This window comes from Sphingomonas desiccabilis (assembly GCF_004135605.1).
Taxonomy (GTDB): Bacteria; Pseudomonadota; Alphaproteobacteria; order Sphingomonadales; family Sphingomonadaceae; genus Sphingomonas; species Sphingomonas desiccabilis.
In genome coordinates, this window is the sequence record NZ_SDPT01000001.1 from 295,805 (window position 1) to 317,835 (window position 22,031).

Sequence of the window (22,031 nt, forward strand, 5' to 3'; positions counted from 1 at the left end):
CGCCCCTTGAACGGCCCGGCGTCCGCGGCCCTTTTTCATCAGGTTTCCAAGCACCCATGCTCGTTCCCAAAGCCTTTGCCCAGTCCGCCGGATCGGCCGCCCAGGGCGGTGCACTTGCGTCGTTCGTATCGATCGCACCGCTGATCCTGATCTTCGTCGTCTTCTACTTCCTCATGATTCGTCCGCAGCAGAAGCGCATGAAGACGCTGCAGACCGCGATCGCGAACGTGAAGAAGGGCGACCAGGTCGTGACGGCCGGGGGCCTGCTCGGCCGCGTGACGCGCGTCGAGGACGCGGTGGTCGAGGTCGAGATCGCGCCCAACACCCGCGTGCGCGTCGTCAAGGCGACCATCGCCGAGGTGACTCCGCCCGCCGGCGCCAAGCCCGCGAACGACTGATGCTCGACTTCCCGCGCTGGAAGGTCCGGGCCATCTGGCTCGGGATCCTCGTCATGGTGCTGCTCGCGGTGCCGAGCCTGCTGCCGGAGCGCACCCGCGCCCAGCTGCCGGGCTGGGTGCCGACGCCGACGATCAACCTGGGTCTCGACCTGGCCGGCGGCAGCTACATCCTGCTGGAGGCCAAGACCTCCGACGTCGCGACCACGCGGTTGGAGCAGATGCGGGAACAGGTTGCGACCGAGATGCGGCGCGCTCCGCGCGTCCAGATCGGCGACATCTCCACGCGCGGCGGGCGGCTGTCGTTCATGGTGCGCAACGTGGCGCAGGTGGACGCGGCCCGCGAGAAGCTGCTGTCGATCACCGGCGGCGGCGCGGGCCTGACGGGCCAGCGCGAGTGGGACATCGAGGTGGTCGACCAGACGCGCTTCGTGCTGACCCAGACCGACGCGGGGCTCACCCAGGCGGTCGACCGGGCGATGGACGACGCGACCGACGTGGTCCGCCGCCGCATCGACGAGCTCGGCACGCGCGAGCCCACGATCATCCGCCAGGGTTCGAACCGCATCGTCGTGCAGGTGCCGGGCCTGGACGATCCCAAGGCGCTGAAGGACCTGCTGGGCAAGACCGCGCGCCTGGAGTTCAAGCTGGTCGACACGACCGCCGATCCGGCGGCGGTGCTGCGCGGCGACGCGCCAGTGGGCAGCCAGATCCTGCGCTACCAGGGCACGGGCCAGCCGATCGCGGTCAAGCGCAACACGATCATCTCGGGCGACCAGCTCGCCGACGCGCGCCAGTCCTATGACCAGAACGGCCAGCCCAACGTCGACATCACCTTCGACAGCGTCGGCGGCCGTCGCTTCGCGACCGTCACGCGGGAGAACGTCAACAAGCCGTTCGCGATCATCGTCGACAACCAGGTGATTTCGGCCCCCAACATCAACGAGCCGATCCTGGGCGGCCGCGCCTCCATTGCCGGTGGCTTCACCGTCGACGGCGCGAACCAGCTCGCGATCGCGCTGCGCTCGGGCAAGCTGCCGGTCGACCTGACGGTGGTGCAGGAAAGCACGGTCAGCCCGGAACTGGGCGACGACTCGATCCGCGCCGGCATCCTGGCGTCCGTGATCGCGGCCGTGGCCGTGATCGCGTTCATGATCCTGACCTATGGCCGGTTCGGCATCTATGCGACCACCGCGGTCGTCATCAACGTGCTGGTGATCCTGGCCGTGATGGGGATGCTCAACGCGACGCTGACGCTGCCGGGCATCGCCGGCTTCGTGCTGACGATCGGCACGGCGGTGGACGCCAACGTGCTGATCAACGAGCGCATTCGCGAAGAGCGGCGGCGCGGGCGCAGCGTGATCCAGTCGCTGGAGCTCGGCTACAAGGAAGCGAGCCGCACGATCTTCGAGGCGAACGTGACGCACGCGATCGCGGGCCTCATCATGCTGCTGCTGGGCTCGGGCCCGATCCGCGGTTTTGCGGTGGTGCTGCTGCTCGGCATCGCGACCTCGGTGTTCACCGCCGTCACCTTCACGCGCATGCTCGTGTCGGGTTGGGTTCGCAAGAACCGGCCGACCGAGATCCACATCTAGGACGCCACCCATGCGCCTTTTGAAAATCGTCCCCGACAACACGAACATCCAGTTCGTCCGCATCCGCCACATCGCGTTCGCGATCACGGCGCTGCTGACGATCGCGGCGGTCGGGCTGGTGTTCGCGCGCGGCCTGAACTTCGGCGTCGACTTCGTCGGCGGCGTCGCGATCGAGGAGAAGTTCGTCACCGTGCCGCCGCTCGACCAGGTGCGCAGCGCGGTGGACGAGCTGGGCGTCGGCGAGGCGGCGCTCCAGCAGCTGGGCAGCGATGCGAACAGCATCTCGATCCGCCTGCCGCTGGCGGACGATGCGCCCCCGGGTGCAGCCGATGCGGTGGTGGAGAAGGTGAAGGCCGGGCTGGCGGCCAAGTTCCCCGGCGCGACCTTTTCCAACTACACCACGGTTTCGGGCAAGGTCTCGGACGAGCTGATCCGCAACGGCGTGCTCGCCGTGCTGCTGGCGGTGGCCGGCATCGCGGTGTTCAGCTGGTTCCGCTACGAATGGCAGTTCGGCGTGTCGACCGCTGTCGCGATCCTGCACGACGTGCTGATGACGCTGGGCTTCTTTGCGCTGACGCAGATGCCGTTCGACCTCAACATCGTGGCCGCGGTGCTGACCATCATCGGCTATTCGATCAACGACAAGATGGTGATCGACGATCGTATCCGCGAGAACATGCGCAAGTTCCGCAAGATGGACATGCCGCAGCTGATTGATCTTTCGGTCAACGAGACGCTGCCGCGCACGGTGATGACCTCGCTGACCATCCTGCTGGCGCTCGGCTCGCTGCTGATCTTCGGCGGGCATGTGCTGCGCGGCTTCACCTCGGCGATGATCCTGGGCGTGATCGTCGGCACCTATTCGTCGATCTATGTGTCGTCGTCGCTGCTGATCACGCTCAACCTCAAGGCGGGCACGAAGGTCGGTTCGTCCGAGCCGACCACCGCCGAGCGCGCGAACCCCTGATGCGCATCGACAAGGCAGGCCGGGCCGAGGGGCCGACGATCTCCGGGATCGTCGGCCGCGGCTTTCGCGTGGACGACGGCGTCTACGAAGGCCTGCTGATCACGCCGGAGCGGGCCGACGGCTGGACGCCGCCTGCGCTGGCGGAATTGACGCTGGAGGCGCTGGCACCGGTGCTGGCGCTGGAGCCTGCGCCGGAGTTCCTGATCCTGGGCACCGGCAGCCGGATGCTGCGCCCGTCTCCGGCGCTGGTGGCCGCCCTGGAAGCCAAGGGCATCGGCGTCGAGCCGATGGACAGCCGGGCTGCGGCGCGGGCCTGGGGCGTGCTGCGCGCCGAACTGCGCTGGATCGCGGCGGCGCTTTACCCGCTCGACTGAGCGCGCTTTTTCGCCACCAATGCCTGAAGGTGCGCGTAGAGCGCGTCGCGGTTTGATTCCCAGCTGAAGCGGGCGACTGTCGCCTGCACAGCGTCGGCCGCAGGCGGGTTCGCGAGCAGCGCCGCGATGGCTTCGGCGAAGGCGGCGGGGGTGCGGGCGACGATGCGGCCGGCCGCGGGACTCGTCACGACTTCGCGCGCACCGCCGGCATCGGGGATCACGATCGGCGTGCCGCTGGCGAGCGCCTCCACCCAGGCATTGGCGAGCCCTTCCGAGCTGGAGGCGAGCGCCATCACGTCGGCGGCGGCGAGGACCGTCGCCATCTTGTCATGCGGAACGGCACCGAGCAGGCGGATGCGGTCGCCGGCACCGCTGCCGGCGATCAGTGCCTCCAGCCGCGGGCGCTCCGGGCCTTCGCCGACGATCCACAGCGTGACGCCGGGCAGGCTGGAGACGGCCTCTGCAACGATTGCGTGGCCCTTGCGCGGGATCAGCGCGCCGAGCGACACCACCAGCCGGCCGGTGACGCCGAGCTGCGCCTTTGCGGCGGCGCGGGTAAGGGTGCCGAAGCGGCTTCGGTCGATGCCGGTCGAATGGACCGTCGGGCGCGGCATTCCCAGCGCGACCATGTCGTCCGCCATTGCCTGCGACACCGCGAGCAGCCCGTCGGCGCGGCGGCCGGCGGCCTGGACCTGGGCGGCCGTGGCCGGGGCGGTGCCCCAATGGTGGATGTCGGCACCGCGCGCCTTGATCGAGGCGGGCACGCCGAAGCGGCGGCCGAGCGCGACCGCGGCGGGGCCATCGGGGAAGAAGAATTCCGCGTCGATCACGTCGAAGGGGAAGTCGCGGCGGATGCGGGTGAGCAGGGGCGTGAGGGTGCGGGCGAGCAGGGCGGCATGCCAGCGACCGGCGGTGCCGGGCAGGTTGGGAAAGCGGGGGCGGTGGATTTCCAGCCCCTTCCACTGCTCCGTCGCCGGGGGTGCCGCGAGCGGTGCGTAGCGGGCGAGGCGGGAGAGGGGGAAGGGCGGGAGGCCGACCGGCGCCACCACGCGCAGCTCCACGTCGGGATGCGCGGCGAGGCCCAGCGTCTGCTTCTCGACGAACACGCCGAAGTTGGGGCGGCTCGCGTCCGGGAACAGCGTCGACAGGGTCAGCACGCGCAGCATTGCCGGTGGCTAGCGGCTCCGGTCGCGCCCGTCACTAGGGCGGCCCGCGGCCTCAGCTGCCCTTTTCGAGTGCGCTCCCTTCGGACTGGCGGCGACGCGCCTCGCGCATCGCATCGGTCTCGGTCAGGTCGACGACATGGACGGTCAGGTTCCCCATGCGCTGTCGAAGGCGGGTCCCGGTCGGTACGCCTATCGTTCCGCGGACGGTGAAGCGGTCGATCCGGTAGATGCCGGGGTGGCCGGGCTCGACATCGAGCGGGACGTAACGCCGCTCTTTCACCTGCCGGAGAATGCCGGGCCTCCATTGATCGAGACCGGAGGTACGCAGCACTTCGACCTCTGCCGTCCGGCCGTCAGCCCGGATCCAGTATCCCACATCGGCGAACCGGATGCGCGAATCATGCCGGGGGTCGAGCTCGACCATGGTCGATGAATTGATGTTCTCGACCGGGGGCGCGAACAGCAGCCGCGGCTGTGCGTCGGCGGACTGGCGCAGCCGCGCCGCCAGTGCCTCCACCGCGCCCTCGTCCCCCCGGCGGATGGCGATCCGGGTCCGCAGGATCTCGCGCAGGTCCGCCATCAAGCGATTGTCCGTACCGGCCAGGCTGACCGCCTCGTCGGCGAAACGCTCTGCTTCCTTGAAGCGGTCGCGCAGCAGCGCGAGCCACGCGCGCCGGAACGCGGCGCCGGCGGCGACGCCGGGATGACCGCTTTCGACCGCCCGCTCCTGAATCGTGCGATAAGCTGTGCCGGCCGCTCCCGGGGCACCAAGCCCGACCAGCGAGTCGGCAAAGCTCAGCTCCTCGCGTAACGTGGCGAGGTTGGTCTCGCCCAGATGGCGGCGCAGCACGAGCACGTTTTCTCGCGCGGCGGTCCGCCAAAGCCTGGCATCGCCCTCATGCTCCGCGACCGTCGCCAGGGTTGCGTAGAGGCTGGATACCGGACCCGGCAGCTGGGCGGCATGGCTGCGGTTGCGCCGGATGGCGTTTTGCAGGGTACGGCGGGCATCGGTGTAGCGGCCGTCGGCGAACTGCTCCACCGAGGCCTCCAGCGATGCGTCAACTTCCTCGGCGGGCGGGCAGTTGCGGGCCAGGCAACGCGCCAGTTCCTGTTCGGCGCGGCGGCCGACGACGATGATGTCGCCTGCCGGAGGGGGCAGGGCGGCGGCTTGCGCCAGCAGGAGCAGCACCGGACTGAGCATGATCGAAGCTCACCCCGCGGCTGTGGGTTGTCAAGCGTCAGAAAGAGGCATCGGCAGCCGCACCCCCGCCGCCGGGGCGGGGAGGGGGGCGGCGCCGCGGCTCATGCCTCCAGCCTGTGCTCCAGCGTGATCTCTGCCTTGAGCAGCTTCGAGATCGGGCAGCCGGCCTTGGCTTCCTGCGCGATTTGTTCGAACTGGTCCTGGGCAATGCCGGGGACGCGCGCCTTGAGCGTGAGGTCGGAGCGGGTGACGGCGAATCCGTCCCCGTCCTTGTCGAGCGTCACCTTGGCGCTGGTGTCCAGCGTGCCGTCGCTGAAGCCCGCCTTTGCGAGCGCGAAGCTCAGCGCCATGGTGAAGCAGCTGGCGTGGGCGGCGGCGATCAGCTCTTCTGGATTGGTGCCGGGCTCGTCGCCGAAGCGGGTGCCGAAGCCATAGGGCTGGTCGGAAAGAACGCCCGACTGGGTGGAGACGACGCCCTTGCCGTCCTTGCCGAGGCCTTCGTAGCGTGCCGAACCGCTGCGGATCATCTGCTGCTCCTGGTGAATTGAGGGTAGGCGAACGAAAACGGGCGGCGGAACCTGTCGTTCCGCCGCCCGATCTCCATGGTCTGTCAGCCGAGGCTTAGCGGCACTTGCTGCCGCTGCGCTCGATCTCGCGACCGGCGACCGCGCCGGCTGCCGCGCCGAGCAGGGTGCCCACGGTGCGGTCACCGCGGGTGTCGATGGTGCGGCCGACCAGCGCGCCGGCGACGCCGCCGACCACCAGGCCGGTGGTGCCATCGGGCTTGCGGCAATAGCGGCGGCCGTCACGGCCCTTCCACTCGCGATACTTGTAGCGCTTGTGCGACTGCGCCGAAGCCTGATCGGTCGGAACCACCGCGGCAACCGGAAGAGCCAGCGACAGCGCGGTGAGCGCGAGAACCATGTTACGCATCAGATATTCCCCATTAGCGAATTGCTGACCCTATAAACGCAGGTTCCACGTGGCAGTTTCATGAACGAAACGATGTCTAACGTTCAGGTTTCGGTTCAGGTTTCGCACGAAGGAGCCGTCGTCCATGCATGATCCCCGTCCACTCGACCCCGAAGCGGCGTCCCTGGTCGCAGCGCTGGAGCTCGCCCCGCACCCGGAGGGCGGCTGGTACCGCGAGACCTGGCGGGCGCCGGAGCCGGAGGGCACGCGCGGGGCGGCGACGGCGATCCTGTTCCTGCTGGCGAAGGGCGAGCGATCGCACTGGCACCGCGTCGATGCGGACGAGCTGTGGCTGTGGCATGCGGGGGCACCGTTAGCGCTGCTGCATGCGGCGCACGACGGGGCAACGGCCGAGCGGCGGACGCTGGGCGGGAACGTGCTGGCGGGCGATCAGCCGCAGCTGCGGATTCCGGCGGGCTGGTGGCAGGCAGCGGAAGCCGAGGCGGGCTGGACGCTGGTGAGCTGCGTCGTGGCGCCGGCGTTCCGCTTCGAGGGCTTCGAACTGGCGCCGCCGGGGTGGATGCCGGGGCGCGCGTGAACCCGGGGGCGCTCAGTCGAGCGGGTAGCGGGCAATCGCCTCGTAGCTGGCGCCGTCGCGGGTGAGGGTGCTCTCGAACAGCAACATGTGGGTGAGCGCAAAGGGGTCGCTTGCGAGCCCGGCGTGGCGCGCGAGAAAGGCGTCGGCAGGACCGGTGGCGGCATTCAGGCGCGCCAGGGTGATGTGCGGGTGGAACGCCCGCCCCTCGTGCGGCAGCCCCACACGGGCAAGCGCCTGATCGACCTTGCGGTGGAGCGCCGCGACCGCGTCGTGCGGATGCACCCCGGCCCAGAGCGCGGTGGTGCGGCCCCGGCGATCGAAGCAGCCGACGCCGTTCAGGCGCAGGGTCATCGTGGGCGCGCGAACGCCGTCCAGCGCGGTGGCGATGTCCTCGGCCACCGGGCGCTCGACATTGCCGATGAAGCGCAACGTCAGGTGGAGCTGCTCGTCGTCCTGCCAGCGCGCATTCTCGACGCCCTCCATCAGCGCCAGCAGCTGCCGGCGGATCTCGGGCGGGGGGCGCAGGGCGACGAACAGGCGGTGCATTACAAACTATTGCTACGCCGCCTCGCGCCGGAGGGCCAGCCCGACCCCGGCTTGAATTCCGACACTCCGGGGGCATATGAAAGCATGACCGGCATCATGCCGGTGAAGAGGAGTTTTTTCGAGATGGCCAACTGGTCGGATCCCCGAACGACCGCCGCGCCGTTCGCAACGGCCGCATCGCGCGCGGAAGCGTATGATGCGGGGCTGCGGTCGTACATGCTTTCCGTGTACAACTACATGGCGTCCGGCGTTCTGCTGACGGGCATCGTCGCGCTGCTGTTCTCGTGGGGCGGTACCAGCTCGCCGGCCGCTGCCGTGTTCATGTCGCCGGGCCCGCTCAAGTACCTGATCATGTTCTCGCCGCTGGCGTTCGTGATGGTGCTGAGCTTCGGCATCCAGCGCCTGTCCTATGGCGCGACTCAGGCGCTGTTCTGGGCGTTCGCGACCGTGATGGGTCTGTCGATGTCGACCATCTTCCTGGTCTACACCGGTCCGTCGATCGCGATCACCTTCTTTGCGACTGCGGTTGCGTTCCTGTCGCTGAGCCTGTGGGGCTACACCACCAAGAAGGACCTGTCGGGCTTCGGCACCTTCCTGATCATGGGCGTGGTGGGCCTGATCGTGGCGTCGCTGCTGAACCTGTGGTTCCAGTCGCCGGCGCTCAACCTGGGCATCAGCGCGATCGGCGTGCTGCTGTTCGCAGGCCTGACGGCGTATGACACGCAGCGCATCAAGAGCATGTACGCCTATGTCGCGGGCACGGACATGATGGGCAAGGTCGTGATCATGGGCGCGCTGTCGCTCTACCTCGACTTTGTGAACATGTTCCAGTTCCTGCTCTCCTTCCTGGGCAGCCGCGACTAAGCGACCGTCACAGGGCAGAAGCTATCGGGGGCCTGGCGAGCGATCGCCGGGCCCCTTTTGCGATGTCATGGCGAAACCGGAACGAGCCGGGCCGCCGCTCGTTTTTCCCTTCGACGATTTCGAGGAGAGAGTGATGAGCGGAGACAAGGACTCGATCGACCCGGCGGCCATGGAGACCATGTCCGTGGCGCCGCAGGATCCGGGCGAGACGCGCCGCGACGCGGGCCATGACGAGTCGATCAACGAGCGGCTGCAGCGCAACCCGGAGAGCAAGGATGCGCGACTGGACCGGGCGCTGGACGAGTCGATGGATGCATCCGACCCGCCCGCGTCGACCCAGCCGATCCACAGCAGCAGCCTGCCGGCCCCCTCGTCGGGCTATGACGAAGAGGCGGAGCGCAAGCTCGCCCAAGACAATCAGGGCTGAGCCAGTCCGAACCCGAACCAGCCGACGCCCGGCGCGGGGGAGCTTTATCCCGCGCGCCGGGCGCGGTAACATGTGGCCCATGGCATTCTGGTTCCGCGTCCCCACGCTTCGTGCGTTCCTGGCCCTCCTTGGGGCGGCGCTATTGTCGCTGGGGCTCACGGCGCCCGCCAGAGCCGGGGTCACCATCAGCTTCTGGTCGCACGAGTTCGGCAACGAGTTTCCGCACGCCTTTTTCGTGCTGGAGGGGACGCCGGACGCCGGTGGGGAGCCCGTCCAGCTGAGCTATGGCTTTACCGCTAAGGCGATCACGCCCGCGATCCTGATGGGGACGGTGCCGGGGCGGATCGACGAGACCAAGCAGAAGTACATCGAGAACAGCGACGTCCACTTCTCGGTAATGCTCAGCGACGCGCAATATGCCGCGATCCTCCGGCTGGTGGAGGAGTGGGGCGAGAACGGCGACCATCGCTACAGCCTCAACCGCCGCAACTGCGTGCACTTCGTGGCGGAGGCCGCGCGGCGTGCCGGGCTGACGGTGGTCGAGAACCCCAAGCTGATGAAGAAGCCACGTTCCTTCGTGCATTCGCTCGAGCCGATGAACACGGGACGGGTGCGCCTGCTCGAGATGGAGGGCGAGGCCTTCTACGCCCTGGCGGACCGGACGAACGCGCCGACCAGCGTCGCGCCCGTGGCGCCGCAGGTGGCTGCACCCGACACGGTCGCGCCGACGCCGCAGACGGTGGCGACGGAAAGCAGTGCCGCTCCCGTCGTCCAACCCTAAGGAGGGGCGACTCGAGCGGGACGCCGCGCATTCTCAGCGGTGCAGGGCGGCGAGGCGGGCGAGGGCGCTGCGATCAAAGCCCCAGACGAGCAGGGCGTAGAGGAGCGCGCCGCCGGCGGTGAGGGCGGCGAGGCGCGGAGCGAGCGGCCAGTCGCTCGCGAGGCTGCGGCCGACCAGCACCAGCGCAGCCATGATCGTGGCCAGCGTGAGCGGCCGGGCGACCGCCGCGAACTGGCGCGAGACCGGCAGCGCGGCGACGCGGGCGAGCACGCCGGCACCGGCGGGGATCGTCACCAGCATCCGCGCGCTGAATGCGGCAACGGCGGCCACGAAGCCGAGTTCGCGGGTGAACAGCACGGCCGCCATGGCGAAACCGAAGCTGATCGCGGCGTTCATCACCAGCGGGCCCTGCACGTCGAGGGTGCGCATGAGGCCAGGGCTCAGCAGCCGTGTCATGCGCAGGCCCCAGAAGACGGCGAGCAGTTGCACCGCCGGTACCGCTGCCTGCCACCGCGCGCCGAAGACGAGCGGGACGGCGTCGCCTGCGACGGCGGCGAGCCCGAAGAACAGCGGCAGCACGGCGAGGGTGATGGCGTGGGTGCCGATCACGAAGATGCGGGCGAGATCGTGACCCGCCCGGTGCGCGGTCGCAAAGAAGCTCAGCGAGACGCGGCCGACCGATGCGGTGATCATCGCCCCGAGCTCGTCCACCAGCCGCATGGCGAAGTTGAGCAGGCCGAGGTCGTGCAGCCCGTGGAACTTGCCGAACAGAAGCAGGAAGCCGCGTACCGAAAGCGCGGTCAGCGCCGTTTCCGCCATGATCAGCCAGCCCATGCGCAGCAGCGGAAGCACGCCGGCGTCGAAGCGGCGCCAGCGCGGGCGGCGGGGCTGGGTGCGCCACAGGAGGAGGACGCTGGCGGCGCTGCCGAGGAGGCTGCCGGCGACCAGACTCCAGGGGCCGAGGCCGGCGGTGGCGGCGGCGAGCGTTCCGGCGATGCTTACGAGCTTGAACCACAGCATGCGCAGCGCAAGGCTGCGGGTGCGCATCTTGCGGGTGAGCAAGGCGGTCGGGAACTGCGCCAGCGCCTGGAGCAGGCAATCGAATGCCTGCACGCCGATCAGCCACAGCAGCAGCGGGGCGCCGTAGAAGCGGGCGACGGGGGCGGCGATGAGCCAGCAGACGAGGGTCGCCGCGGCGCCGAGGCCGAGCAGCACCCAGAAGAGCTGGTCGCTCAGGCGCGGCAACAGCTGCGGCGCACGGAGCACCGCCTGGGGAACGCCGGCGAAGGCGAGCAGCTGGACGATCGTGACCACGGCGAAGGCGACCGAGGCGAGGCCGAAGTCGGACGGGGTGAGCAGCCGCGCCACCACCAAGGTGGACGCAAGGGTCGCGACCGCGGAGAACAGGCTTTCCGCCGCCGCCCAGGGGGCCGCCCGACGCAGGCGCGCGAGCAGACCGGCGCGCGTGGCGGTGCGGGGACCGGGAAGGCTGGCGGTGTTCAGGAGCAGGCTCCCGGCGGTGCGCCGGTTGCGGGCGGAAGCGGCACGCGCTCAGCCCCCGCGCAACGTGGCGGCGCCGATCCGGCGCGCCTTTTCGACGCCGCGGACGAGGAACGAGCGTGCGCGCTCGGCAGCGGTGAGCGGATCGAGCACCCGGCGCGTGTCTTCGATGGTGGAGCCGTACTGGACCTCCATGACCGGGAAGGGAAAGACGGCGCGGATCGCCATGCCGTGCGCCCAGAAGCGGTCCATCTCGTCATCGATCGGACGCTCGACGCGGCGGATCGAGCGGCGGAAGCGTGCGGCACCGCGGCGGGTGAGCAGATAGGCCTGGGTGCCATAGGCCTTGCCCGAGAAGCGGGCGATGTGGCGGTGGAGGAAATGCGCCTCGTTGCGGATGCCGGCCGGCACCTTGGCATAGAGGCGCAGGTAGTCGATCGGCCCCATCGCCTCCACCGCAGCGTCGAGCCGCTGGAAGAAGACGGGATCGAGCAGGAGATCGTCCTCCAGCGCCAGCAGCAGATCGGCATCGCCGTTGAACAGGAAGTCGCCCCACAGCGCCCAGTGGCTGGCGAAACAGCCGAGCTCGCCCGGCGTGAGGATGCGGCCGCGGACGATGCGGGCGCGGGCCGGATCATAGGGAAGCTCTGGAGGCGGCGTGCGCCAGCCGTCGAAGAAGCGCCAGTCGAGACCGGTCGCATCCAGCTGCTCCGCCATGCGCGCGCGTCGCTCGGCCGAGCCGGGCAGGCTGATCACCCGCACCAGGACGCGCGGCGCGGAGGCGCGTGCCGCTGCAGGCTGTGGGGTCACCGGGCCCGCCCCCGGGGGCGAGCGAAGTAGCTGCGGGCGTAGCCGGCCGCGCCGGCGAGCTCCCACCACAGGGTGGACGGACGCGCCCGGATACGCCGCGGCAGACCCGCCCAGCCGCGCAGTGCCGCGCGCGGCGCGCGGTCGTGGAGCAGCAGCTTGGCGTGGTAGGCGCCGCGGCCATAGTCATAGGCCTGGAACAGCCCGCGCACGTCCGCCGCCTTGCGGCCATGATGGTGCGAGACGACGATGCCGGGATCATAGGCCCCGGTCCAGCCGCGCAGGCTGCACCGGCAGGCGGCGTCGATGTCCTCCGCCGGAAAGCGGGCGCCACTGCCGAACAGCGGATCGAAGCCGCCGATCGCGTCGAGCGCGGCGCGGCGAAAGGCGAGATTGGCGCCGCGGATCGCGCCGGGCGGCAGGTAGCGGCCCGGCGGAAAGCGGCGCGGTTGCGTCGACTCGTTGACGGTGGCGGGAAAGTCGGCGGGATCGTGCAGCAGGATGCGCCCGCTGACATAGCCGAGCTCCGGCTGCGCGAAGGCGGCGACGGTGCGGGTGAGCAGCGCCGGATCCGGGTAGCAATCGTCGTCGGTGAAGGCGATCAGCCGGCCGGCCGCGGCCGCCAGGCCGGCGTTGCGGGCATTGCTGAGGCCCGGCATCGGTTGGTGGACGATGCGGACCGGGAACGGAACGCGGGCGGCGAACGCCTCGATCGTCGCGCGGGTCCGGTCGGTGGAGCCGTTGTCCACCATCACCAGTTCCCAGCTGCCGGAGAAGCGGAGGCCGGCCACCGCTTCGAGGCAGCCGCCGAGCTGGGCGGCGCGATCGCGCGTGCAGATGATGAGCGAGATGTCCAAGCCGTCCTCCGCCAGGGTCTGCGGCTCGTCTATCGCCTCCTGGCACAGAACGGGAACAGGACTCGACCCGAAATGGTCCGACCCAGCGCCTCCCTGACGCGGCGGGCCGCTGCCGGATCGCGGGGCATCACCTCCGAACCGGTCCGATCCGGCAGCGCGCCGATCTCGCGACGGGAGTAGGCAGGCGCCGGTTTCGGGGAACAGGGGGCAGGCATGGGGGTGATGGGGATGGCTGTGCTTGCCGCAGGCACGATCACCACCATCGCGGCGCCCGTCTCGCTCGACGACCTGGCCGAGGACGTCGCCAACCGGGCGCGCCTGGGCATGGAGGCGCGTGTGGTCTATGACGACAATGTCCTGCGGCTGGACCGGGATCGGCCGGTGGCGCCGGACCGCAGCAAGGACGATGTGCGGACGACCCTGTCGGCCGTGGTGGACGTGGCGCAGCGGGTGAGCCGGCAGCGCCTGTTCCTGCGCGGGGCCGCCGGTTACGATTTCTACCGCGAGAACCGCTTCCTGAAGCGGGAGCGGATCGACGCCACGGGCGGCGTCGACTGGCAGGTCGGCGCGCGCTGCGACGGCGAGGCGTCGTTTCGCTACGGCCGCGGCCAGACCGATCTGAGCGACCTGGGCGCGCCGGTGCGCAACACGCGGGAGAGCCGGACGCTGACGCTGGACGGCGGCTGCACGCTGGGCGCCGGGCTGCACCCGGAGATCGGCTATCGCCGGCGCGCGACCGACAACAGCGCGGCGGTGCGGCTGCGCAGCGACCTGGAGGCGGAGCGCGTCTCGGCCGGGCTGGCCTACCACCGGTCAGGGCGGCTGGGGGTGGCGCTGGCGGTCGCGTCCGAGACGCTCGACTTCCCGAACCGGCCGCTTGCCGACGGGCGGCCTGATTCAACGCGGGTGCGGAGCGCCACCGGGCGCGTCACCGCGCGCGGTGACGCGCTGATCGCAAGCGGCGTGCTGGGCTATGCCGAGGCGGACAGCCGCAATCCCGGTGCGCGCGACTTTGCCGGGTTGGTCGGCGGGGCTTCGCTTGCCTGGACACCGGGCTCGCGGCTGCGCCTGAGCGCGTCGGCCGGACGGGACGTGGACGCGAGCGGCGACGTGGCCGCCGGCTATTATCTGGCCGATCGAGGCGAACTGGTCGGCCGCACCCGGATCGGGCGCGCGGTCGACCTGGAACTGGCGGGACGGGTGGAGCGCCGGCGGTTCCGGGCGGTGGATCCGGCGAGCACCGGTGCCCGCAGCTTCGACCGTACGGCCGAGGTGCGGGCCGCGCTCGGCTGGTCCCCCATCAACCGGCTCCGCATCGGCCTGGAGACGGTGCACGCCCGCCGCGCCACCGACGCAGTCTACGGCACCTATCGCAGCACCCGGGGCCTGCTAGTCCTGGGGCTGGCGCTCTGAAGAAAGGGGAAACGTATGGGCAGGGGGATTTGGGTCACACGGACCGGCGCAGGACTGGCGGCGGTGGCGCTTGCCGGGACGGGCGCCGTGCAGGCGCAGCAGGCGGGCGCGGTGCAGCAGGCGGCGCAGGTGCCCGGAGGGCTGGCGGAGGCGGCGGGTGCGGCCGGCGACTATCGGCTGGGACCGGACGACCAGCTCGAGGTCACCATCTATGGCCAGCCGGACATGCCGCTGCGGCTGCGGATCAAGCAGGACGGCAGCGTTTCGCTGCCCCTGATGGGAAGCGTCACCGCGGCAGGCGAGACCCCGGTGGGGCTTGCCGAGAAGATCCGCGGGGCGCTGGTGCAGGGCGGCTATCTCCGCGACCCGCGCGTCAACGTGGAGGTGACGAGCTATGTCAGCCGCAGCGTCACGCTGCTGGGCGCGGTGGTCCGGCCGGGCATCTACCCGCTGCAGGGCCCGCAGCCGCTGTCGCGCGTGCTGGCGACGGCAGGCGGGCAGCGCGAGGGAAGCGAGACGGTGCTGCTGCGCCGGGGCGACGCGGCCCCGCAGCGCCTTTCGATCGAGGCACTGGCCCGAGGCGGGGCCGGCGATCCGGTGCTGCAGCCCGGCGACCTGCTGTTCGTCCCGGCAGCCGAGCATTTCTACATCTATGGTCAGGTGCGCTCGCCCGGCAGCTTCCCGATCCGCGCGGGCATGACCTTTCGCCAGGCACTGTCGCAGGGTGGCGGGCCCAACGACGCGGGCACGCAGAACCGCATCCGCCTGACCCGGCGCGGGCAGCAGAGCGAGATCGCCGACCTGGACGCACCGATCGAGGACGGCGACGTGATGTTCGTCCGCGAGCGGCTGTTCTAGCGCGGTGGCGGCGGAGGCCGGACAGGAAGCGGGGCACGCCGAAGTTGCGGACGCGCGGGCCTCTGCGCCCCGGCTGCGGCGGGCGGCACTTGCCACGCTGTGGCTGGCGCTGCTGTTCAACATCGTGCTCGCCTGGGTGAACGCGCATGTCGCCGCCATCAACGGCGGGGTGGTGACGGGGGTGCAGGGGCTGGTGATGGGGCTTGCCCTGGCGACCGGCTTGCTGCGGCGTCGCGGGGGGTGGCGGCGGTGGACGGTGCTGCTGATCGCCGCCTGCCTCGTGTGGCTGCTGCTGTCGGTGCTCCGCCAGTCGGTCGAGCTCAAGTTCCTCGGCGACGCCGTGCTGATCCCGGCCTTTGCACTGCTCGGCACGTGCCTGGGGCGGCGCGAGCTCGTGCGCTGGCTGGTCGCGGCGCAGCTGCTGATCAGTGCCGTGGCGCTGTGGGAACTGGCCGCGCCGCAGAGCTTCGCCGCGACGTTCAACGTCACCGCCTACTACGTCAACACCCGCGGGATCGAGGCGGAAACCTTCTGGTCGGGCGAGGGCGAGGGGCTGTTCCTGAACGTGGAGCGTCCGAACGGTCGCAACCTGTTCGCGAGTTCCGGGCTGAACCGGGCGACCTCCGTCTTCCTGGAGCCGGTTTCGCTGGGGAACTGGACCATCGTCGTGCTGATCGTGCTGGTGACCCTGTGGGGGCGGATCGGCTGGAGCACGCGCGCGACGCTGGTCCTGAGCGACCTGTTCCTGGTGGTGGCTTGCGACGGGCGCTTCGCGCTGGTGTGCGCGTTCGGCATCCTGCTGGGCGTGCCGTTCGGGCGCTGGGCGCCGCGGCTGTGGCCGCTGGTCTACCTGCCCGTGCTGGTGGCGACGCTGTTCGCGCTGCGCGGGGCCGAGCTGCTGCCGCGCGGCGGGGACACCTTTGCGGGGCGGCTGCGCAAGGGGATCGACTATCTGGGGCGGCTGGAGGTGGCGGACGTGTTCGGCGGCCAGTCCAGCACCAACATCTATGCCAATGCGGATGCCGGTTGGGCCTATCTGATCCAGTCGCAGTCGCTGTTCGGCTTCCTCGCCTTCTGGCTGCTGGTGGTGCTGATGGCCCGCGAGCGCACCGCGGAACTGCGCGCCTTCGTCAACGCGACGGCCATCTATGTCGCGCTGTGCATGCCGATCAGCTACTCGTTCGTGTCGATCAAGACGGTGGCGCCGATCTTTGCGCTCTATGGCTGCCTGATCGCGGTGGCGCGGCGTTCGGTCGGGCCGAGCGGGCTGACCGGCCTGCCGATCCGGATGCGGGAGCCGCGGCAGCAACGGCCGGCAATGGGGGCCGCGCCGCATCCGGCGTTCGGAAACGGCTGATGCAGCGCCGCGGCCAGCCGCAACGCGTGCGGCACAACCCGGTGCTGGGCGATGCGCTTGCCGCCTGCCGCGGGCACCTGATCCATGCGGCGCTGTTCAGCGCGCTGCTGAACCTGCTCTATCTCGCGCCGTCGCTCTTCATGCTGCAGGTGTACGACCGGGTCGTGCCGACGCGCGGCGCGGTGACGCTGGCGATGCTCACCCTGATCTTCCTGGCCGCGGTGGCGACGCTGGGGCTGCTGGACCTGTTGCGGACCCGCCTGCTGATCCGCGCCAGCGCCCGGCTCGACCGGCTGCTCGCGCCGGCGCTGATCGGGACGCTGCTGCAGGCGCCAAACGCGCAGGGGCAGGGGGGCGTGCTGCTGCGCGAATTCGACACGCTGCGCCAGACGATCACCGGCCTTGGCATGATCGCGCTGTTCGATGCGCCCTGGTCGCCGATCTACATGCTGGTCTGCTTCCTGCTCCATCCGGCGCTGGGTGCGATGGCGGTGGGCTGTTCGGCTGTCCTGCTGCTGCTCACCTTTCTGAACGAGCGCGGCACCAAGGCGCTGGTCCAGGATGCCTCGGTCGCGCAGCAGCACGGCTACCAGCGGGTCGACGCGAGCCTGGCGGCGGCGGGGGTGGTGCGGGCGCTGGGGATGCAGGCCGGGCTGGTGCGGCTGCACCTGCGCGACCGGCAGCTGGCGCAGGCGTTGCAGATGCGGGCGGCGTTCGTGGGCGCGCGCTACCTCACGCTTTCGCGAACGGTGCGGATCGCGATGCAGTCGCTGGCCCTGGGGCTGGGGGCGTTGCTGGCGATCGAGCAGCGGATCTCCGGCGGGACGATCTTCGCGGCCTCGCTGCTGATCGCGCGCGCGCTGGCGCCCATCGAGGGAATCACCGCGGCATGGCGCAACATGATCCAGGCGCGCGCCGCCTATGGCGCCCTGCTGGCGCTGTTCGAAACGGGCTGGCCGGTGCGCGGGCAGACGCGGCTGCCGGAGGTACGCGGGGACGTGGCGGTGGAGCGGCTGTCCGTGGCCGATCCGGAGGAGACGCGACTGGTGCTGCACGCGATCGACCTGCGCATCGCCGCGGGCGAGATGGTGGGCGTGATCGGGCCAAGCGGGGCCGGCAAGTCGACGCTGGTGCGCGCCCTTGTCGGCGCACAGCCGGCGGCGGCCGGGGCGGTGCGGATCGACGGCGCCACCCTTGCCGACTGGCCCGAGGAGCAGCTGGCAGCGGCGATCGGCTATGTCCCGCAGGAGCCGACGCTGTTCCACGGCACGATCAAGCAGAACATCGCCCGCTTCCGAACCGCCGAGGGAAGCGGCGCGGCGGCGCTGGACGCGGAGGTGATCCGCGCCGCGCGGCAATGCGGCGCGCATGACTTCATCCTGCGGCTGCCGCAGGCCTATGACACGCGGCTGGGGTGGAACGGCGCCGGGCTGTCGGTGGGGCAGGCGCAGCGGATCGCGCTGGCGCGCGCGCTGTTCGGCCGGCCGCGCGTGCTGGTGCTCGACGAGCCGAATGCCAGCCTGGATGCCGAAGGCGAGGCGCAACTCTCCGCCGCGCTCGCCGAGCAGAAGCGGGCGGGCGTCACCATCATCGTGGTCGCGCACCGTACCGGCATCCTGGCGGCGAGCGACAGGCTGGTGGTGCTGCGCGACGGCCGGCTGGAGATGTTCGACACGCGCGAGGCCGTGGTCCGCCGGCTTTCGGGAAGCCGGGCGATCGCGGACGAGGCGGCCGGGGCGGAGGGACGCGCATGAGCAGGAGCCTGGCACGCGGGTTTCGAGGCGCGCTGGTTCCCAGGCGCGTGGCTGTGGCAAGCCTGGGGGACGTGCCCGGCGCAGGCGAGGCATCCGACGGGGTCGGGCGCGAGGGGCGGATCGGCTGGCTGCTGGTGCTGCTGTTCTTTGGCGTGTTCCTGGGCTGGGCGGCGTTCGTGCGGCTGGACGCTGCGGCCTATGCCGGCGGCACGGTGGCGGTCGCGGGGAACCGCCAGGCGGTGCAGCACCAGCAGGGGGGCATCGTCGCCGCCCTGCTGGTCCGCGAGGGGGAGCGGGTGGCGCAGGGGCAGGTGCTGATCGAGCTCGCCGGCAGCGAGACGCGAGCCCTGGAGCGCTCGCTCAACGCGCAGGTGATCGCGCTCCAGGCGCAGCGCGCGCGGCTGACGGCGCAGCTGACCGGCACGCCGCTGGAGCCGCCGCCGGGCTTTGGGAGCCTGCAGGGCGACGACCGCATCGAGGCGGAGCGGGCAATGGCGCTGCAGCGTCGCGAGCTTTCGGCGAGCGAGACCGCGCTCACCGACCAGCGGATCGTGGTCGCGCAGCAGGGCGCGCAGCTGGTGTCGCGCAGCATCGGCATCCGCGAGCAGCTGCGCGCGATCGACGCGCAGCAGCGGCTGCTGGAGGACGAGCTGCGCGGGATGCGGGCGCTGGCGGTGAAGGGCTTTGCGAGCGAGAACCGGATCCGTGCGCTGGAGCGCAGTGCCGCGGCGCTGGAGGGGGAGGCCGGACGGCTGCGCGCGAACGACGCGGAAGTGCGCGAGCAGATCGGCGAGAAGCAGCTGCAGAGCCGTTCGCTCACCTCCGACGACCGGCAGCAGCTGACGGACCTGCTGCGCACGACCGAGTTCACGCTGAACGATCTGCTGCCCAAGCTGAGCGCCGCGCGCGAGGCGCTGGCGAACACCCAGATCCGGGCGCCGGCGTCGGGCCAGGTGGTGGGGCTGACGGTGCATACGGTGGGCGGGGTGATCGGCGCGGGCGAGCGGCTGATGGAGATCGTGCCCGAACGGGTGGGACTGGTGATCCAGGCACGTATCGCACCGGACGATGCCGACGACCTATTCGTGGGGCAGCAGGCGGAAGTGCGCATCCCGGCGCTCCACGCGCGCGCGCTGCCGGCGATACTGGGGACGATCCGCCGATTGTCCGCCGACAGCTTCGAGGACCAGCGCACCGGCGCCCGTTACTACACCGGCGAGGTGGTGGTGCCGGGATCCGGGCTGGCGACGATGCGGCGTTATGCCGGCGGGCGTGAGATCAAGCCGGGGCTGCCGGTGGAGATTCTGGTCCCGCTGCGGCGGCGGACCCTGCTGCAATATCTGCTGGAGCCGCTCGACCAGAGCTTGTGGCAAAGCTTTCGCGAGCATTGAAGAAGCTGCGGGAACTCGGCTCGTCGCAGTTTCGGAACAGAATCTTTCACTTGACCGTTGGCAATTCGAAAGGAACTATTTGGATACCGGGAGAACGGGACAGCCCGTCGAGGAGAGGACGACAATGAAGGTGCCATTCGATCAGCTTGAAGACACAATGCCTGCGTCGCTGGCACTGAGCTTCCTTATTTCGGGTGTGATCGGCGCCGTCATCTGGTCTCTGGTGCTGTTCGCGATTCTCTGAAAGTCTGTCGCGGAGCGGGCGAGAGATCGTCTGCGACGAAGAAGTTTGTGCGGTGCAATAGGCGTCGATCTCGTGTTCCACTGCGCGAGATCGGCGCCTTTGCTTTATTTGAGAGTCATTCAGCACGAAGACGCGAGGGCGAAGTTCCGCACGTGCGAAGAGGCTGACGAGGGCGGAAGAGGTTTTCGCCGGACCGTCGATCCACGCTGCCCATCGCCTTCCGACGGGTTGCCTCGGCGGACAGGCTTGCGATGCGCGGGACGCCGCTGCACGGGCAAGGCCATTGCTGCTGCAGATCGAACGACGGGACGATTCGACCCCCCGCGCATCGCTCGCGCGGCGCGCGCGGTGCGGCGGGTCGATTCGCCGGGCATGGTCTCAGGGTCCGATGAAGCCCTTCTCCGGCACGGCGCGGGATCGCGGCGGAAGATCGAGCGGCGTATCCGGGCGCCGCGCGCCAGCGCCGCCGGCATCGACCGGCAGCACGCGCCTGGGTCCGCCCGCCTTGCCTGCGATGCCCGCTCTTCGCTGCGGCCGCACTTTGCCCGGGCTTCGATCGCGTTCGTTCGCCGAGGTCGCATAGCGGCGCTTTCCGCGCGGACGGCCGCACCGGCGGGGGCGGCGGCGCTGGGGCTGATCGCTCGCGGCACAGCCGGGCGAGCAGGTCGTACGAGGCCGGTTCGCCGCACTCACGCACAACGGCGCTGCGTCAGGCCCGGTCGAAGGGCTCGGAACGGCTTGCGGTGGTGGGGGAGAGTGGTGCCCAGGGACGGGATCGAACCGCCGACACTGCGATTTTCAGTCGCATGCTCTACCAACTGAGCTACCTGGGCATTCCGTCCTGAACCGGACAGAGCGCGCCTGTTAGTCGGCGGATTCGTCGCTGTCCAGCCCGGTCATGGAAATTCTTTCCGACGGAGCCTGGGTGCCGGGCAGGCGATAGCCTTCGCCCAGCCAGTTGAGCAGGTCGCGGTCGCGACAGCCCTGGCTGCAGAAGGGGGCGTGCTGCGCGGGCGCCGGGGCTCCGCACAGCGCGCAGACGTCACGGGAAGCGCGCTTGGACATGGCCGGCGGATATGGCGAGGGCAGAGTCCTCCCGCAAGGCGACGGGCGCGCCGATGCGATTTGCAAGCTCCGCGAGCCACACCGGGTGGGCGGCGAGATGGGCGATGAGCGCCGGGTGGGCGGTGAGCGTGCGCTCGCCGGCGCCGCCGGTGCGCTCGGCCACGCGCAGCAGCGCGCGGGCGTGGGCGGCGACGGGATCGTGCGCGTACAACTCCGGGATCGAGACGCGGGCGCGGCGGCGGACGATCTGGACGAAGCCGAAGCCGTTAACGGCGGTACGCTCGAACGGCTGCGGGAGCGCCGCGTCGATCGCGGCGGCGGCGGCCTGGCGCGCGGCCTTGTCGCCGGCGTCGGGCAGGTCGATGCCGATCGAGCCGCCGATGTCGAGGCGACGGACAGAGCGGGCGGCAGCGGCGGCACCTGCAACGGCAAGCGCGGCAGGCGCCTGTTCACCGTCGACGTCGATCAGCGTCATCGCCGGGGTTAGCGAGAGGGTGAGGCTGCCGGTCGCGAACGCCACCCGGCCGGTGACGGCTTCCTCCAGCAGCGCGGACCAGCCGGCGTCCTCCAGCAGGTCGGCGTCGAAGCGGCCGAGCAGATGCGCGTCGGGGAGACGCTGGAGGAGGTCGGGGCCGGTGCCGGGCGTCGCGCCTTCGGCGGCGGGGCGGGCGCGGGCGCGCTTGGGCTTGCCGGGTTCGGGGAGCGGGGGGCGGGTGATCTCGACCAGCAGGGTGGCGCCTTCGGGGAGCGCACGGTGCAGGGGAGCGAGCATCGCCTCGCCGCCGGCCCAGACGACCACGCCTTCGTTGCGCTGGGTCAGCCGCTTGGCGAGGCGGGCGGGGAGGACGGTGCCGGCGCGCAGCGTCTCTTCGGGCTCGATGCAGGCTTCGAGGATGATGTCGCCGTCCACGAGCGCGGCGCGGGTCTCGCCGATCCCGCGCTCGACGATCCAGCGCATG

General features: G+C 70.6%; 23 protein-coding genes and 1 tRNA gene. 13 read left to right on the plus strand and 11 right to left on the minus strand.

Annotated elements, in window-relative coordinates:
- Window positions 1-56 precede the first annotated feature (56 nt).
- Genes yajC through EO081_RS01340 form a run of 4 tightly spaced genes read left to right on the plus strand, consistent with a single transcriptional unit; the run spans window position 57 to window position 3,331 of the window.
- Entirely contained in the window at window positions 57-398 is a 342-nt protein-coding gene (gene yajC / locus EO081_RS01325; RefSeq protein ID WP_129340154.1) for a preprotein translocase subunit YajC, read from the plus strand.
- Window positions 398-1,990 (plus strand): protein translocase subunit SecD, encoded by a 1,593-nt coding sequence (gene secD, locus EO081_RS01330; protein WP_129340155.1) that lies wholly within the window; start codon window positions 398-400, stop codon window positions 1,988-1,990. The genes yajC and secD overlap by 1 nt, the downstream gene beginning before the upstream one ends.
- A gap of 10 nt (window positions 1,991-2,000) precedes the next feature.
- Window positions 2,001-2,957 carry a protein translocase subunit SecF gene (gene secF / locus EO081_RS01335; protein WP_129340156.1) on the plus strand — a complete coding sequence of 319 codons (957 nt, stop codon included), beginning with the start codon at window positions 2,001-2,003 and terminating at the stop codon, window positions 2,955-2,957.
- Complete coding sequence (locus EO081_RS01340) at window positions 2,957-3,331, plus strand: Mth938-like domain-containing protein (RefSeq protein WP_129340157.1); 375 nt, start codon at window positions 2,957-2,959, stop codon at window positions 3,329-3,331. Before secF ends, EO081_RS01340 begins: the two co-directional genes overlap by 1 nt.
- Here the strand turns inward: EO081_RS01340 and EO081_RS01345 are convergent.
- The 4 genes from EO081_RS01345 to EO081_RS01360 all read right to left on the minus strand — a co-directional run bounded on the left by EO081_RS01345 (window position 3,316) and on the right by EO081_RS01360 (window position 6,631).
- Window positions 3,316-4,497 carry a glycosyltransferase gene (locus EO081_RS01345; protein ID WP_129340158.1) on the minus strand — a complete coding sequence of 394 codons (1,182 nt, stop codon included), beginning with the start codon at window positions 4,495-4,497 and terminating at the stop codon, window positions 3,316-3,318. The two genes, EO081_RS01340 and EO081_RS01345, sit on opposite strands and share 16 nt — an antisense overlap.
- A 52-nt stretch (window positions 4,498-4,549) precedes the next feature.
- The gene (locus tag EO081_RS01350) at window positions 4,550-5,698 is read right to left on the minus strand and encodes a hypothetical protein (protein ID WP_129340159.1); all 1,149 of its coding nucleotides are present in this window, start codon (window positions 5,696-5,698) and stop codon (window positions 4,550-4,552) included.
- A gap of 101 nt (window positions 5,699-5,799) precedes the next feature.
- Entirely contained in the window at window positions 5,800-6,225 is a 426-nt protein-coding gene (locus EO081_RS01355) for an OsmC family protein (protein WP_129340160.1), read from the minus strand.
- Between the two features lie 94 nt (window positions 6,226-6,319).
- Window positions 6,320-6,631, minus strand: a complete 312-nt coding sequence (locus EO081_RS01360; protein WP_125959920.1) for a glycine zipper 2TM domain-containing protein — start codon at window positions 6,629-6,631, stop codon at window positions 6,320-6,322.
- 124 nt (window positions 6,632-6,755) lie between these two features.
- On the opposite strand from EO081_RS01360, the gene EO081_RS01365 reads away from it, so the two are divergent.
- Complete coding sequence (locus tag EO081_RS01365) at window positions 6,756-7,208, plus strand: cupin domain-containing protein (RefSeq protein WP_129340161.1); 453 nt, start codon at window positions 6,756-6,758, stop codon at window positions 7,206-7,208.
- A 12-nt stretch (window positions 7,209-7,220) separates the two neighbouring features.
- Here EO081_RS01365 and thpR read toward each other — a convergent pair whose 3' ends face one another.
- Window positions 7,221-7,754: an RNA 2',3'-cyclic phosphodiesterase gene (thpR, locus tag EO081_RS01370; protein ID WP_129340162.1), complete on the minus strand. Its 534-nt coding sequence runs from the start codon at window positions 7,752-7,754 to the stop codon at window positions 7,221-7,223.
- Between the two features lie 123 nt (window positions 7,755-7,877).
- Between thpR and EO081_RS01375 the strand changes: the two genes are divergently transcribed.
- From EO081_RS01375 to EO081_RS01385, 3 genes are all read left to right on the plus strand, one after another.
- Complete coding sequence (locus EO081_RS01375; protein WP_129341386.1) at window positions 7,878-8,618, plus strand: Bax inhibitor-1/YccA family protein; 741 nt, start codon at window positions 7,878-7,880, stop codon at window positions 8,616-8,618.
- 133 nt (window positions 8,619-8,751) lie between these two features.
- Window positions 8,752-9,045 (plus strand): hypothetical protein, encoded by a 294-nt coding sequence (locus tag EO081_RS01380; RefSeq protein WP_129340163.1) that lies wholly within the window; start codon window positions 8,752-8,754, stop codon window positions 9,043-9,045.
- A gap of 79 nt (window positions 9,046-9,124) precedes the next feature.
- Window positions 9,125-9,826 (plus strand): hypothetical protein, encoded by a 702-nt coding sequence (locus tag EO081_RS01385; RefSeq protein ID WP_183947801.1) that lies wholly within the window; start codon window positions 9,125-9,127, stop codon window positions 9,824-9,826.
- Window positions 9,827-9,859: 33 nt separating this feature from the next.
- On the opposite strand, the gene EO081_RS01390 is transcribed toward EO081_RS01385, so the two are convergent.
- The 3 genes from EO081_RS01390 to EO081_RS01400 all read right to left on the minus strand — a co-directional run bounded on the left by EO081_RS01390 (window position 9,860) and on the right by EO081_RS01400 (window position 12,990).
- On the minus strand, window positions 9,860-11,197 hold the full coding sequence (locus EO081_RS01390; protein WP_240697593.1) for an oligosaccharide flippase family protein: 1,338 nt from the start codon (window positions 11,195-11,197) through the stop codon (window positions 9,860-9,862).
- Between the two features lie 180 nt (window positions 11,198-11,377).
- Entirely contained in the window at window positions 11,378-12,136 is a 759-nt protein-coding gene (locus EO081_RS01395) for a glycosyltransferase family 25 protein (RefSeq protein WP_129340165.1), read from the minus strand.
- Window positions 12,133-12,990, minus strand: a complete 858-nt coding sequence (locus EO081_RS01400; RefSeq protein WP_165284431.1) for a glycosyltransferase family 2 protein — start codon at window positions 12,988-12,990, stop codon at window positions 12,133-12,135. Before EO081_RS01400 ends, EO081_RS01395 begins: the two co-directional genes overlap by 4 nt.
- Window positions 12,991-13,212: 222 nt before the next feature.
- Here EO081_RS01400 and EO081_RS01405 point away from each other — a divergent pair, with 222 nt between their 5' ends.
- The 5 genes from EO081_RS01405 to EO081_RS01425 are packed head-to-tail and all read left to right on the plus strand — an operon-like array spanning window position 13,213 to window position 19,763.
- A complete protein-coding gene (locus EO081_RS01405; RefSeq protein WP_165284432.1) occupies window positions 13,213-14,403 on the plus strand; it encodes a porin family protein in 1,191 nt (396 codons plus the stop codon).
- A 15-nt stretch (window positions 14,404-14,418) separates the two neighbouring features.
- Window positions 14,419-15,261: a polysaccharide biosynthesis/export family protein gene (locus EO081_RS01410; protein ID WP_129340167.1), complete on the plus strand. Its 843-nt coding sequence runs from the start codon at window positions 14,419-14,421 to the stop codon at window positions 15,259-15,261.
- A 4-nt stretch (window positions 15,262-15,265) separates the two neighbouring features.
- Entirely contained in the window at window positions 15,266-16,618 is a 1,353-nt protein-coding gene (locus EO081_RS01415) for a polysaccharide biosynthesis protein GumE (protein ID WP_129340168.1), read from the plus strand.
- Complete coding sequence (locus tag EO081_RS01420) at window positions 16,618-18,372, plus strand: type I secretion system permease/ATPase (RefSeq protein ID WP_129340169.1); 1,755 nt, start codon at window positions 16,618-16,620, stop codon at window positions 18,370-18,372. The genes EO081_RS01415 and EO081_RS01420 overlap by 1 nt, the downstream gene beginning before the upstream one ends.
- Window positions 18,369-19,763 carry an HlyD family type I secretion periplasmic adaptor subunit gene (locus tag EO081_RS01425; protein WP_129340170.1) on the plus strand — a complete coding sequence of 465 codons (1,395 nt, stop codon included), beginning with the start codon at window positions 18,369-18,371 and terminating at the stop codon, window positions 19,761-19,763. The genes EO081_RS01420 and EO081_RS01425 overlap by 4 nt, the downstream gene beginning before the upstream one ends.
- Window positions 19,764-20,764: 1,001 nt before the next feature.
- Here the strand turns inward: EO081_RS01425 and EO081_RS01430 are convergent.
- The 3 genes from EO081_RS01430 to EO081_RS01440 form a co-directional block, all read right to left on the minus strand.
- Window positions 20,765-20,840, minus strand: a tRNA-Phe gene (locus EO081_RS01430).
- A 31-nt stretch (window positions 20,841-20,871) separates the two neighbouring features.
- Entirely contained in the window at window positions 20,872-21,072 is a 201-nt protein-coding gene (gene yacG, locus EO081_RS01435; protein WP_129340171.1) for a DNA gyrase inhibitor YacG, read from the minus strand.
- Window positions 21,050-22,030: a ribonuclease gene (locus tag EO081_RS01440; RefSeq protein WP_129340172.1), complete on the minus strand. Its 981-nt coding sequence runs from the start codon at window positions 22,028-22,030 to the stop codon at window positions 21,050-21,052. Before EO081_RS01440 ends, yacG begins: the two co-directional genes overlap by 23 nt.
- Window position 22,031 lies beyond the last annotated feature (1 nt).

Excerpts from the sequence above, each read along its gene's own strand:
- yajC (WP_129340154.1), top strand. The coding sequence starts at position 57 with ATGCTCGTTCCCAAAGCCTTTGCCCAGTCCGCCGGATCGGCCGCCCAG.
- secD (WP_129340155.1), top strand. The coding sequence starts at position 398 with ATGCTCGACTTCCCGCGCTGGAAGGTCCGGGCCATCTGGCTCGGGATC.
- secF (WP_129340156.1), top strand. The coding sequence starts at position 2,001 with ATGCGCCTTTTGAAAATCGTCCCCGACAACACGAACATCCAGTTCGTC.
- EO081_RS01340 (WP_129340157.1), top strand. The coding sequence starts at position 2,957 with ATGCGCATCGACAAGGCAGGCCGGGCCGAGGGGCCGACGATCTCCGGG.
- EO081_RS01345 (WP_129340158.1), bottom strand. The coding sequence starts at position 4,497 with ATGCTGCGCGTGCTGACCCTGTCGACGCTGTTCCCGGACGCGAGCCGC.
- EO081_RS01350 (WP_129340159.1), bottom strand. The coding sequence starts at position 5,698 with ATGCTCAGTCCGGTGCTGCTCCTGCTGGCGCAAGCCGCCGCCCTGCCC.
- EO081_RS01355 (WP_129340160.1), bottom strand. The coding sequence starts at position 6,225 with ATGATCCGCAGCGGTTCGGCACGCTACGAAGGCCTCGGCAAGGACGGC.
- EO081_RS01360 (WP_125959920.1), bottom strand. The coding sequence starts at position 6,631 with ATGCGTAACATGGTTCTCGCGCTCACCGCGCTGTCGCTGGCTCTTCCG.
- EO081_RS01365 (WP_129340161.1), top strand. The coding sequence starts at position 6,756 with ATGCATGATCCCCGTCCACTCGACCCCGAAGCGGCGTCCCTGGTCGCA.
- thpR (WP_129340162.1), bottom strand. The coding sequence starts at position 7,754 with ATGCACCGCCTGTTCGTCGCCCTGCGCCCCCCGCCCGAGATCCGCCGG.
- EO081_RS01375 (WP_129341386.1), top strand. The coding sequence starts at position 7,878 with ATGGCCAACTGGTCGGATCCCCGAACGACCGCCGCGCCGTTCGCAACG.
- EO081_RS01380 (WP_129340163.1), top strand. The coding sequence starts at position 8,752 with ATGAGCGGAGACAAGGACTCGATCGACCCGGCGGCCATGGAGACCATG.
- EO081_RS01385 (WP_183947801.1), top strand. The coding sequence starts at position 9,125 with ATGGCATTCTGGTTCCGCGTCCCCACGCTTCGTGCGTTCCTGGCCCTC.
- EO081_RS01405 (WP_165284432.1), top strand. The coding sequence starts at position 13,213 with ATGGGGATGGCTGTGCTTGCCGCAGGCACGATCACCACCATCGCGGCG.
- EO081_RS01410 (WP_129340167.1), top strand. The coding sequence starts at position 14,419 with ATGGGCAGGGGGATTTGGGTCACACGGACCGGCGCAGGACTGGCGGCG.
- EO081_RS01420 (WP_129340169.1), top strand. The coding sequence starts at position 16,618 with ATGCAGCGCCGCGGCCAGCCGCAACGCGTGCGGCACAACCCGGTGCTG.
- EO081_RS01425 (WP_129340170.1), top strand. The coding sequence starts at position 18,369 with ATGAGCAGGAGCCTGGCACGCGGGTTTCGAGGCGCGCTGGTTCCCAGG.
- yacG (WP_129340171.1), bottom strand. The coding sequence starts at position 21,072 with ATGTCCAAGCGCGCTTCCCGTGACGTCTGCGCGCTGTGCGGAGCCCCG.
- EO081_RS01440 (WP_129340172.1), bottom strand. The coding sequence starts at position 22,030 with ATGCGCTGGATCGTCGAGCGCGGGATCGGCGAGACCCGCGCCGCGCTC.